General features: G+C 61.5%; 12 protein-coding genes. 1 reads left to right on the top strand and 11 read right to left on the bottom strand.

Annotated elements, in window-relative coordinates:
- Positions 1-17: 17 nt before the first annotated feature.
- The 9 genes from HP556_RS10185 to HP556_RS10145 form a co-directional block, all read right to left on the bottom strand.
- Positions 18-842 (bottom strand): ABC transporter permease, encoded by an 825-nt coding sequence (locus HP556_RS10185; protein WP_175366903.1) that lies wholly within the window; start codon positions 840-842, stop codon positions 18-20.
- Positions 835-1,650, bottom strand: coding sequence for an ABC transporter ATP-binding protein (locus tag HP556_RS10180; RefSeq protein ID WP_175366902.1), 816 nt, complete (start codon positions 1,648-1,650; stop codon positions 835-837). The genes HP556_RS10185 and HP556_RS10180 overlap by 8 nt, the downstream gene beginning before the upstream one ends.
- A 1-nt stretch (position 1,651) precedes the next feature.
- Positions 1,652-2,659 carry an ABC transporter substrate-binding protein gene (locus HP556_RS10175; RefSeq protein ID WP_246297590.1) on the bottom strand — a complete coding sequence of 336 codons (1,008 nt, stop codon included), beginning with the start codon at positions 2,657-2,659 and terminating at the stop codon, positions 1,652-1,654.
- Between the two features lie 363 nt (positions 2,660-3,022).
- Entirely contained in the window at positions 3,023-4,183 is a 1,161-nt protein-coding gene (locus HP556_RS10170) for an acyl-CoA dehydrogenase family protein (RefSeq protein WP_175366901.1), read from the bottom strand.
- A 251-nt stretch (positions 4,184-4,434) separates the two neighbouring features.
- Positions 4,435-4,830 carry a hypothetical protein gene (locus HP556_RS10165; protein ID WP_175366900.1) on the bottom strand — a complete coding sequence of 132 codons (396 nt, stop codon included), beginning with the start codon at positions 4,828-4,830 and terminating at the stop codon, positions 4,435-4,437.
- A 19-nt stretch (positions 4,831-4,849) separates the two neighbouring features.
- The gene (locus HP556_RS10160; protein WP_175366899.1) at positions 4,850-5,257 is read right to left on the bottom strand and encodes a hypothetical protein; all 408 of its coding nucleotides are present in this window, start codon (positions 5,255-5,257) and stop codon (positions 4,850-4,852) included.
- Entirely contained in the window at positions 5,254-6,444 is a 1,191-nt protein-coding gene (locus HP556_RS10155) for a glycosyltransferase family 4 protein (RefSeq protein WP_175366898.1), read from the bottom strand. Before HP556_RS10155 ends, HP556_RS10160 begins: the two co-directional genes overlap by 4 nt.
- Before the next feature lie 8 nt (positions 6,445-6,452).
- Positions 6,453-7,733, bottom strand: coding sequence for a glycosyltransferase (locus HP556_RS10150; RefSeq protein ID WP_175366897.1), 1,281 nt, complete (start codon positions 7,731-7,733; stop codon positions 6,453-6,455).
- Entirely contained in the window at positions 7,730-8,524 is a 795-nt protein-coding gene (locus HP556_RS10145; RefSeq protein ID WP_175366896.1) for a WecB/TagA/CpsF family glycosyltransferase, read from the bottom strand. The genes HP556_RS10150 and HP556_RS10145 overlap by 4 nt, the downstream gene beginning before the upstream one ends.
- A gap of 108 nt (positions 8,525-8,632) precedes the next feature.
- Between HP556_RS10145 and HP556_RS10140 the strand changes: the two genes are divergently transcribed.
- The gene (locus HP556_RS10140) at positions 8,633-9,829 is read left to right on the top strand and encodes an endo-1,4-beta-xylanase (protein WP_246297606.1); all 1,197 of its coding nucleotides are present in this window, start codon (positions 8,633-8,635) and stop codon (positions 9,827-9,829) included.
- Between the two features lie 13 nt (positions 9,830-9,842).
- On the opposite strand, the gene HP556_RS10135 is transcribed toward HP556_RS10140, so the two are convergent.
- A complete protein-coding gene (locus HP556_RS10135) occupies positions 9,843-11,282 on the bottom strand; it encodes an oligosaccharide flippase family protein (RefSeq protein ID WP_175366895.1) in 1,440 nt (479 codons plus the stop codon).
- Between the two features lie 2 nt (positions 11,283-11,284).
- Entirely contained in the window at positions 11,285-12,265 is a 981-nt protein-coding gene (locus HP556_RS10130; protein ID WP_338117555.1) for an acyltransferase family protein, read from the bottom strand.
- Between the last annotated feature and the right edge of the window lie 35 nt (positions 12,266-12,300).

Raw genomic sequence — 12,300 nt, 5'->3', positions numbered from 1 at the left:
CGCCGCAGATTGCTCGCTCAAGCCTGCTCCTGGCCCCAGCGCTGCACCGTGATCCGCGTCAATGTGCGAAAGATAACCCCTTCGACCACAAGGCCGATCAGGATCACCGTCAGCAGTCCCGCGAACACGCTGGCCGTTTCCAGCTGCGCACGGCTGGTGTAGATGAACCAGCCGAGGCCGCCGGAACGGGCGCTGACGCCGAACACGAGTTCGGCAGCGATCAAGGTCCGCCACGCGAAGGCCCAGCCGATCCGCAGGCCCGACAGGATCTGCGGGAACGCCGCAGGCACCAGGATCTCCACCACGAACCGGCCGCCGGACAGGCCGAGATTGCGGCCAGCCATCCGCAGCGTCGGCGGCACGGCGAGGAAGCCGCCATAGCAGGCCAGCGCCACCGGCCACAGCACCGAATGGACGATGACGAAGATCAGGCTCGGCGTGCCGATGCCGAACCACAGCAATGCAACGGGCAGCAGCGCGATGGCGGGAAGCGGATTGAACATGGATGTCAGCAGCCCGAGCGCTTCGTTGCCCCAGCGTGACAGCGCGGCGAGGGTGGTGAGCGCCGCGGCGACGGCGATGCCCAGCGCATAGCCGGTGATCAGGACACGCAGCGACGTCAGGGTGCGGTCCGGCAGTTCACCGGAGACGATAGCCGCCCACAGCGCCGACAAAGTCGCGCCCATGGTCGGCAGCAGCAGCGCATTGTCCAGCCAGCGTGCATAGAGCTCCCAGATCAGCGCGAAGCCCGCGAGGATCACGGCACGGCGCCACGGCGTACCATCGAACACGCGCCGTAAAGCGGGCGCGCGCACCAGTTTCGGCGCAGCGATATCAGACATGTTCGGTTTCCGGATCGGCGAAAACGCTCTGCTGGATCTGTCGTTCCAGCTCGGCGAAGCGCGCGGTGCCGCGGATGCGGGTGTCGGGCGGCACGTCGAATGTCGCGGCCAGCCGGCCGGGATGCGGCGTCAGTGCGAGGATGCGGGTGCCGACGCGGATCGCCTCGTCGATGCCATGGGTGACGAATAGCGCCGTGCTCCCGGTCTCCTCGCACAGCTTAAGCAGTTCGTCCTGCATCTGTCGACGCGTCAGCGCATCCAGTGCAGCGAACGGTTCGTCCATCAGCAGCAGCGCCGGCTCGAGCGCGAAGGCACGGGCGATGGCGACGCGCTGCTTCATGCCGCCGGACAGCGTATGCGGATAGGCATCGACGAAATTCTTCAGCCCGACGCGGCTGAGCCAATGACGCGCGACATCCTCCGCCTGCCGGCGCGGCAGCGACTTGCCGCGCTCCAGCGCGTAACGGACATTGCCCAGCACCGTGCGCCACGGCAGCAACTGGTCGAACTCCTGAAACACCGTCATACGATCGGGGCCAGGCGCATCGATGCGCCGCCCGTGTAGCCGGATCTCGCCGGTGCTGGGCTTCAAAAAACCGCCGACAGTACGCAGCAGCGTGGATTTGCCGCAGCCGGACGGGCCGAGCAGCACCAGCCGCTCGCTGGCCGAGAGTGTGAAGCTGACATCCTCGACAGCCGTGAGGATGCCGTCGCGGGTGGGATAGCTGATACTGACATGATCCAGTGCCAGCAGCGGCGCCGTTACGGCGTCACCGATGAAGTCAGCCGATCGCGGCGCGACGTTCACGTCAGCTTCCCGGCTTTTCGCCCAGGCCGGACCAGAACAGATCCCGCCACGACGCCGGTGCCTGCTTGATAAGGCCGACCTTGGCTTCGAAGTCGGCGAATTTCTGCGCACCTTCGGGAATCGTGGTGAAGTTGATGTTCTTGTCGCGGATGATGCTCTCGACGAAATCCGGCGCAAGCTTCGAGTTTTCCGCCTTGATGTAAAGCGCAGTGGCTTCCTTCGGATTGGCCTTGATCCAGTCATTGGCGCGGTCGAGGCCGCGCACGAAGGCCTGGATCGTCTTCGGATTGTCATTGACGAATTTGGTGGTGGCATAGACCACGTTGAAAGTGTGCGGGCCGCCGAGCACGTCGTAGCTGTTCAATACCTGATGCACCTTACCGCTGGCGAGTTGCTGTTGCGAGAACGGCGGTGAGGTGAAGTGTGCCGTGATCTCGGAGCGACCCGACAAGATCTGCGCCGTTGCGTCCGGATGCGGCATGCTGACGGTGAGTTCGTCGAGCTTGTCGTATTTGCCGAACGCCTTGTCGGCCGCCATCTGCAGCACGATGGGCTGGAAGCCGACCTTGACCGACGGCAGCGCGATGCGGTCCTTCTCGGTGAAGTCGGCCAGTGTCTTGACGTTCGGATTGTTGGTGGTGAGGATATTGGCCATCGATCCCAGCGCGGCGACACCGATGATCTTGGCGGTGGTCCGCGTCTTGTCCCAGGTCAGGATCATCGGCGTGATGCCGGCGGTCGCGAAATCCAGCCTGCCGGAGATCAGCGCTTCATTCATCGATGCGGCGCCCGAGAGCCGCAGCCATTCGATCTTCGGCGGCGTGATGCCAAGCGCCTTGGCTTCTTCCTCGATCAAGCCTCGTTCGCTCGCGACGATGAGCGGGAGATAGGCGATCCCGAATTGCTGCGCGATACGGAGTTGGGCCGTCTCGGCGCGAACGCCTTGCATAGTCGCCGCGACAAAGCCCAATGCGAGCGCGCCGACGTGCAGAAATCTTGCTGTCTTCATGATATGTCTCTTCGGTGCCTGCTGATGCGGCATAAGTGTGCGCTTTGGAGAAGTTGCAACTACACTTCAGGAAATCAGGCAATGCGTCCAGCGCGCAGATGCGATGGCGTCATGTTCGGAAGAAGCCTGCTGGTACCGCGGTGAACGCAGGAGAGTTTTTCTCGGAATGGCTTGTACGAGAGAACGTCATTGACCTGTCGGTCAGCAGTTTCAGGGCAGGGTTGCTGATGGGGGGCTGTCTCAAGCGAGGCGTCTGGCAATTTCGGCGCCCGCGCGCCGCCTCAGGATGGCCATCGACCTCCTGACGCCATCCCTGAATGGTCGCAGCGCTCGATCAAACAGCGACGGCTTTCGCCGTGCGCGTCATTGCTGTTCCGTCTTCCAGTCGCGCTTGATCTTCTTGGCGAGCGACCATTTGTGGACTTCGGTCGGGCCGTCATAGATGCGGAAGGCGCGGATCTCGCGGAAGGCCTGTTCGACGATGGTTTCGCCGGAAACGCCGGTGCCGCCCATCACCTGCACGCAACGGTCGGCGATCCGCATCAGCGCTTCCGACACGGCGACCTTGGCCATCGAGCTTTCGGCCGTTCCGAGCGAGCCGGTGTCGAGCACGTCCGCGCACCAGTCGATCATTAGTTCCGACTGTTTGATATCGATCAGGTTCTCCGCCAGCATGAAGCCGACGCCTTCATGATCGATCAGGGCCTTTCCGAATGCATGGCGACGACAGGCATAGTCGGTCGCGATCTCGTTGGCGCGGATTGCAAGACCCAGCCAACGCATGCAATGCGACAGGCGCGCGGGGCTAAGGCGGATTTGCGCGTATTTGAAACCGTCGCCTGACGCGCCAAGCATCTGGTCTGCAGGCACACGCAGGTTATTGATCTCGATCTCCGCATGGCCGCCGGGCATCGAATTGTCGATCGTATCCAGCACACGCAGGGTGCGGATCGCAGGATCGGGCAGGTCGACGAGAAACATGCAGGCGCCATCCTCGGACTTCGCCATGACGATCCCGACCTTGGCGCCTTCCGCGCCGGTGATGAACTTCTTCCGTCCGTTGATCACCCAGTGATTGCCATCGAGCCTGCAGGTGGTTTGCATCATCGACGGATCGGAGCCTGCGCCGCCTTCATCTGCCGGTTCGGTCATGAAGAATGCCGAACGCGCTTTCCCCGACACCAGCGGCTCCAGAAAGCGCGTCTTCTGCTCGGCAGTGCCGACCTTGCCAAGGAGATACATATTGCCCTCGTCGGGTGCCATCGTGTTGCAAGCCAGCGGCCCCAGAGGCGAAAGGCCCGATTTGATCAGGGCTTTCGCCGTCTCGCGCTGCGTGAGGTGCGATCCATCCGCAAGAATGTGCGGGGTCAAAACGCCGGCTTTGCGGGCCTTGTCGCGCAGTTCCTGCACCAGTTCGTCGCTCGGGCCGTGAGCACCTGTCCGCGAATCTTTCTCATAGGGGATGACTTCGGCGCGGATGAAGGTCTCGATCCTGGCGGCAATGGCGTCGGCGCGATCAGTCATGGAAGCAGATACTCCGGTCGCCCCTTGGGCGAAGCCCTGGGGCGGGATTGAGGCAGGCGGGGCCGATCACGGTACGGGTGGTGGCCGGCGATGAGGTGAGGGATAGCATTTACACGATCAGTATGCCCGATCGCATCGAACTCGGCTACGAGGCATCGATCACCCTGAAGCGTGTCGTGGCATCACTGACCCGCGCATGGCGTGCTGATCGGTCGAATCTTGATCGGCTGGTCTTGATCGGTGGAAAACCGCTATTTCGGCGCCGGCTCGGCGGCATCGAGATTGATGCCCGGGAAACGCCGTCTCAGGTCCCGCTTCAGCGATCTGAAATGCTCGATATTGGTCTCGAGTGTCCGCAGCCGTGCTTCGCCGATGCGGATCTCGTCGTCCGATTTCTGCAGGAGTTCCGCCCGTGGGTCCGACTGGCTGTTGACGTCCTCGATCTCGTTACCGCCGACAATTGCGGCGATGGAGATGACGTCTTCCAGCCGACGCTTCAGGCCGTCATGTTCGTATTCTGCACTGCGCAGGCCGGAGTCGATGGTCGCCGCAATGGCGAGAACAAGCCGTTCATCGGTGATGCGATCACGTTCCGGCGAACGTGTCCGGAATGTCTCGGACGAGGAGCGAAAGATGCGCTTCAGCATGGCGGCATTTCCCTCTGGCTCAGGTGAGACCCTTGATCTTCTTACACGATGTTGCGGAGCCTGACGACATCTGCACAATGCCCGATGTCGATTTCGTTAGCACGAGCTCCTTGGCGGAGATGAAGCGTAGCGTGGCTCTGGGGTTGGCGTCGCAGAATCGCGACAGCGTCGCCGCGGTGGCGGCCACCGTGTCCTGTTTCGGAATCACCGCGATGGCCCCATCCTTCAGGATGTAGGCATCTTTGACGTTCGGCATCGTCGCCGTCGCGGTGCAGACCTTGAACAGGCCTTCATAGGCCTGTGGCGGCATGGTGAGATCGCCCGCAAGGCCGCCGAGCAGATACTCCCGGCTCTTGTTGCAATTGTCGGCATGCGCGGTGCTTGCGGTGAGCACGAGCAATGTGACGATGGCAGCGAGCTGTTTCATGCCGATGCCCTCAGCTCCGATCCGGTCTGCAAGGCATCCTCCGACGGTGATGGCCGCTTCAAACCATAGGTTTCTGCGGCGCAGCGTTCCCACGACAGATCACGCGCATGTGCGGCGGCACCAGCGCCGAGGCGCGCCCGCAGCTCATCGTCCTCGGCCAATTGCCGGATCACATGGGCGATCATGTCGACGCGGGGGGCGACCAGAAGGCCAGACTGGCCGGCGAGCACCGCATCGGGCACACCTCCGATATTGCTTGCGACGCTCGGCAGGCCCGTGGCACCGGCCTCAAGATAGACGAGACCGAAGCCTTCGACGCGGCCGGACGAATCCGGCACACCGGTCAGACAAAAAAAGTCCGCCGCACCGTAGATGTCGCGAATTTCCTCATTCGATAGCGCGCCGAGCAGCCTGACGTCGCAGTCCGACGCGGCGATCATGCCGCGAAGCTCATCGACATAATCCGCCTCTCCCTGCGGACCGATGACCAGCCAAGTGACGCGCTGACGTAGTTCGTCAGGAAGCTGCGCCAGAGCGGCGAGCGTGAGATGATGTCCCTTGCGCCGCGTCAGCCGCGCCACGGTGACCATGACGATCCGGTCCGGCGCAATGTCATAGATCGCGCGCGTGGCAGCGCGATCGCTGCGCCGTCCGGACCAGAAATCGGAGACGCCAAGGCGAATGGCATGGATGCGCCGTTCGTCGATCGTGAATCTCTTGCGAAACAGCTCGCGTGTGAAGTTGCTATTGGCCGCGACCTCGGTGCGTGGCCCGAACACGCCACTGAAGCGGATCGCCAGTCGCTTCAGTGGCGTCTGCGTCTCATTGATCTCTGTACCGTGCACCGTCATCAGCATCCGCGCCGGCGTGCGGCCGCGCGCGAGTGCGACCGGAATGAAGAAGGGCCAGTCAGCGGCATGCACCACATCGAACGGAGCCGTACCGATGCGGCTGCGCGCCAGCATGATCTTGGCGGGCAAATCGCGTGCCGAATGCAATCCGCCGCTGAAACGGTGGATTGCGAAGGGCATGGCGCGATCGTCGGCTGACATATCCTGTGCGTAATCGGGAGCGACCAGCGTCACCCGCGCGCCGAGCTGCGTTGCGGCCAATGCGATCTCGTGGGCGTAGGTGCCTATCCCGCCGCGTGCGGGAGCATATTCGCTCGATAGCAACAGGATATTCACAAATAACCTCAGTGTGCCGCGGAGGGCGTCATCATCATGTTGCGCGCATTCTGGATATCCTGATGATAGGTAAAGACGCGCGCCAGCTGTGTTGCTGGTGTGAAGTTATCGATCGCGCTGGCAACCTGCGCCGGGTTGATCTCGCCGGTGCCGATCGCATCGCGGGTATCGAGGAAACGTTGGGCCAAGTTCTCGATCATCTCGTCGCGGGATGAGCTGCGGGAAATGAGATAGCCGCTCTCGCCATCATGAATTACTGACTCCAGTTGCGGCAGGTGCACGGCGACGACCGGGCGGCCGACCGCAAGCATCTCGAGCACGCAGCGCGGCATGCCCTCGAATTCCGACGTCAGGATGCCTGCATGGGCATTGGCCAGTGTTGTGGCCATACCGACAGCGTCCTTGAAGCCGTGCCGGATGGTGATGTCTTCGATCGCGGCGAATTCGACAAAGCGATGCGGATCGCTGGTCCCGATATAATGGAATTCGAGATGACCATGCAGCCGCTCGCGCAGGCGGGCGATGGTGCTGAACATCAACGGCGGATCCTTGAACTCATCAAGGCGCCCCGCGAAGATGATTCGGAACGGTTCGGTGATCGCGGGAAACGGCTGTGGTTTGAAGATGTCGGTATTCACCCAGGTCCAGAGCGTGTCGATCTTGCCGCTCTGGCCGGGATATGTCTTTTGCAGCCGTTCGGTGATGAACGGATTCACGCACAGAAATTTTGCGCTGGTCGTGACCGCGAAACGCTCGCCTGCATTGTGCACGAACGAATATTTGCGCAGCAGCGAGTCCATCTGCAACTTCGGCGCGCCCTCGCCATGCAGCATCTGGATGAATGGACGGCGCAGTAGCGTCGGCAGCCAGGAGAATTCGACACGGCGGAGATCGATGGTGCAGTCGCGCTCGCGGATCAGCCGCGACACTGGGCCGAAGTGGCGGAGCAGTGCCATGAAGAACTGCCCGGTCAGCGACGAGCGGATGGTGCGCGCGGCCTCGCGGGCCTGCTGGTCGGAATAGTGCAGAATGGGGAGGAAGTCGAAGTCGCGTCCGCGGAAGGTCAGGCGTCGCACTTCGCCGAGCTTGAGGTCGCCGATCGAATCCACGCCAACGAACAGGATGTCCGTGTCTGTGGGATGGAACGTGATGAAGTCGCGGATATAGGTCTCCAGCCCGCCAACCTTCTGGCCGCGCGGATCGAACGGGTGGATGAGGCAGATCTGATAGCGGCGCTTGGCCGGGGCAGCATTTCGGGCACGAAGCCCCAGAGTCAGAGTCGAGGTCATACGGCTTTCCTCATGCGGGCATTCAGGATTTGTGGAAGCGTGCCGGCGATCAAACGTGGCACGGCGGCCGCGCAGCGAGCGTAACGAGGCGCAAGGCGGCGTGGATCTTTCAACATGCGCCAGGCCCATTCGAGGCCGGCGCGCTGGGTGAACATCGGTGCGCGAACCTGTGTGCCCGCGATAAAATCGAGCGCCGCGCCGATGCACAGGCAGGCAGTGCCGTCGAGCTCATCAATACAACGCGAGGCGAACAATTCCTGTCGCGGTGCGCCGAGTGCGAGGAAGCACAACTTTGCACCGGATGCACGGATCTGTGCAATTGCTGCATCGGCTTCGGTCGAGTAAGCATCGAAGCCACGACCAGGCGCGAAAGTGCCAGCGATCTGCAAGCCCTCATATCTCCTGCGCAATTCGGTCGCGGTCTTTTCGAGCGTCGGCGTATCCGAGCCGAACAGAAAGATCGGAAGGCCTCTCTTGCCGGCAGCTTCGCACAAGGGAGCCACGAGATCTGCGCCGGTTGTTCGCGTAATTGGTGTGCCCAAAAGATGGCTCAGGACCACAATCGGAAAACCATCAGCGGTTACAAAGCGTGCGCGACGATAGGCGGCGCGAAAATCAGGCTTTTGTTGCAGTTGGACGACATGATCGAGGTTGAGCGTACATACACTGAAGTTCTCGCCATGTTCGACGGCATCGACGATCGACGAAACGGCTTCATTGAGTGATGAAATATTGACGGTGACACCATCAACGGTGAGATTTCGGGCGTGTGGCGCCTGCGTCTGCAACATGTCGTTCCCCTGATGACGATGTGGCCGAGTTACGCTTGAACGAAGTGCACACTTGCTTGCTATCGATGCAGCGAAGAAAAGTGAGTCGAAAATCATCCCCTCGACGTGATGGACATCAAAACGAACTATTGCGACGCAACGATGGCGATGCTGTCGCGCAACATCGAAAAGATAGCAGTCACGATTTTGAATCGATGGAGAGTGGATATGTTCGAATGTTCAAGGAGAAAGTCGTTCGCAGTCATCGCCGGAGCGACGCTTGCTATGCAACGACATGCAGTCAGCGCGACGCAAACGCAGAGCCTTGGTACAATTGCGGCAAAAAATGGTTTGATGTTTGGCGCGGCTGCAGGGCCGGTGATCGACAAGGATGTCGGATATCGTGAGCTTTACACAACACAGACGAAAATTATAACGACGGATATCGCTCTGAAAATGGGCACGCTTGCGCCGATGGCGGGTCCGAAGCGATTCGAGAGCGCCGATCGATTGCACCAATTTTGTGCGAGCAATCGCATTCCCATGCGCGGTCATTGTCTGATCTGGAACGAATGGGTGCCGCAATGGATCAAGTCGATGAGCAATCCCGAACGGCAGGCCTTCTTCGATAGTTATATTGATGAGGTGGTCGGTCGTTATGCGGGCCAGTTGCAGTCATGGGACATCGTCAACGAGCCGTTCTGGCCCGGGCATAAGGCCCCTGGCGGCTATCGTCTCGGACCGTGGTACGATGCGTTTGGAACCGATTATATCAAGCGTGCCTTCGCGCGCGCCGGTGCGGTGGATAAGAAAACCAAGTTTGTGCTCAATGAGGCACAGGCGGAACGCGATGACGATGTCGGTCTCGCGGTGCGCACCGGACTGTTGCGTCTGGTCGACGAGTTGCAGCATGCCGGCGTCCGGCTCGATGTGGTCGGCCTGCAGGGCCACTTGCAGCCGCGCTATCCGCATGATCCCCAGCGGTTTCTGGAATTCGTCCAGGCGCTCGCCGAACGCAAGGTCGACATCTACATCACCGAATTCGATGTCCGTGACGACACGTTCCCGGACGACGTGGCCACCCGCGACAAGATGATCGCGGAGACCGGCGGGAAATTCCTCGAAACGGTGCTGCAGGTCCCGGCGGTCAAGGCCGTGATCGCGTGGCAGCTGTCCGATCACTATTCATTCTATACGGACGCTGCGAGAAAGAAGAATCCTCTCGCAGAACGACTGCCACGGCCGCTGCCGTTCGATGAGAACATGCAGAAAAAGCCGCTGTGGTACGCAATGGCCCGTGCACTGGAGACCGCCAAACGGTCGTGACGATTTTGCGACATCAGAGCTCGGAGAGTTGCGGCTGACGGCGCAGCATCCGAAGCAACGTCGGTCCGTAAAGGATAGCGAGCACCAACACATAGATCGCCGCGCCCGCGGCGACATGTGCTGCCAGCAAGACATGGTTCGGCGCTTCCGGCAGTTGCATGAGCAGTGCCGCCATGGCCCCGGTTGCGAGGATGATGCGGGCGAGATGCGCCCAGGGCAGCGTCAGGCCGAATTTCGAAAAACCGATGATGAAACTGACCAGTGCTGCGGCAATGGCGGACAGCACTGTTGCGCCGGCTGCGCCAACGAGTCCCCAATAGTGGATACAGATGAAGCTCGCCGCGATCGTCACCAGCGCGTCGATGCTGGAGACCACGATCATCAGCTGTGTCTTGCTGTGCAGGAGAAACACCTGATCGCCGAAATGGGCACGGATGTTGCGGATCGAACCGGCCAGGGCCGAGAGAGGCAGAATTGCCAGCGTCACCTGTTGAAACGGCGTGGCGATCAGCAGGTGCACGATCTCGGCCCGTAGCAGGAAGATGCCCGCAATGCTTGGCGCCAGAATGCCGATGAGCAGTGCACTGTTGTCCGCAAGCTGGCGCATCGCAGCCTTGCTGCCGCCTTGCTCCATGCTCTTGACCGCCAGCGGGAACGCCGCGGCCGTCACCAGCATCGCGGCCACTGCCGCGGCGCGCTGGCCCAGACCATAACCAACGGCAAAAAGGCCGGCGGCGGCGACGCCGAGCATGTCATTGACGATGAAGCGCGAGGCATTGAGGCCGACCCAGCCCAGCGCACCACCGATAATCAGCGGAATGCCGTAGCTCACCGCATGGCGAATGATCTCGCGATCGATCGGCCATAAACGGCGGCTGTAGCCAATGTGGGGCAGGACGACCAAAGCGGCAATGAGCTGCGCGGCGGCATAGCCCAGCAGTGGCCATTCTGGCGACGGACCAATCAGCTTGATGAGTACCAGGCCGAGAATGAAGCCGATCGATGGTCCGACGATCTGCTGGATCGAGTAGACGCCGATCTGGTGCCGGACCCGGGCGCGTTCGGCGATATAGAGATTGAGCGAGCGGCTGATGACGTAAGCGACGGTCGCTCCGAGCAGCGCAGGGTTGGTGTCAGTCGCGATGACCGTATAGAGCACACCGATCACGGCCGCGCTCTGCAGCACCAGCGAAATGAGAATGACGACATTCTCGGTGCGATAGAATCGTTCGGCCTGTTCGCCGTCCTGATAGCGGCCGAAGAAGCGCAGCGCATATTGCGACCACCACGCGAGGAACGCGATCTGTAGCAGTTCATGCGTTGCGGTGATCAGCGTGATCACACCCAGCGTATGCTCGTTGACCACATGGGTCCACACGATCATCGCGATCAGCTGGAACATCGGCCCGACGATTTGGGCCGGAAGATAAAGGATCGTGCGCTTCAGCAGCATGGTCAGGCTCCGAGCCAGCGGGCTGCGCGCGGCGGTGCCCATCGTTGCACGGCGAGCAGTGCGACAAGGCTCAAGGCGACGGTGATGGCATACATTAGAAATGTTCCCGCAACCGGGCCGAACTGGCGCAGTCCGCCATGATCGCGCAAGGCCATGACAATGAAAATATGCCAGAGATAGATGAAGTAGCTGCCGGACCCGAGCGTGGCCAGGACCGGCGTGCGGGCACCGAGGGCGAATAGCAGAACGCAGAGCGCCCCGGCATAGCCGAAGAACGCCATCGAATCATAATCGGCGGCGTCGCCGATCTTCAGCAGCCGGACCGCTGCATAGATGACATAGGCCACCAGTGCCGCAGCGGTCAGCGTCAGGCGCATCCGCGGAAGGGCTGGCCGCGCCGTCGACCCAGCGACCAGCATCCCCAGTGCCACAAAACTGAACCAGAATGGGATGTCGCGCATGCGGACTTCCTCGACCAGCCCTTCGGACAATCCGCGCTGGATCAGCAGGGGATCGATGTAGCTGCCGACGATCAGGCCGAAGACGAGGGCGAGCATCAGGACGACGCGCAGTCGCTCATTGGCTTGGGTCGGCACACGATGGGCAAACCATAGGGTCAGCCAGAGCATCAGCGTGCAGCCGAGATAGACGAAGACATAATAATACACGAACACGTAAGCGAGCACGAAGCGGGCAGCCGTTGTCGTCGGGCGGTGATCCATCGCCGGATTCTGTAGCGCCATGTAGAGATAGGCCGCAGCGAAAGCGATGGCGTAGGGGATCAATGCGGCCATGACGCGCTTGCCGAGTGGAACGCGGCCCGACAGAGCGGTCAGATAGCCGGATGCGAACAGGAAGATCGGCACACAGGGACGCAGTGCCGCATCGAGCATGGTCTTCCACGATGCATCGAGCGGTTGCTGCAGCGAATGGATGCCGATCACCATCAGCATGGCGAGGCCGCGCATGCTGTCGATGGCCACGTCCCGGCTGGCCGTCCTCGTTTGAGCCAGCGGCC

Origin of the sequence: Tardiphaga robiniae, assembly GCF_013359755.1 — a bacterium.
Lineage (GTDB): Bacteria > Pseudomonadota > Alphaproteobacteria > Rhizobiales > Xanthobacteraceae > Tardiphaga > Tardiphaga robiniae.
This window is presented reverse-complemented; position numbering and strand designations above follow the sequence as displayed.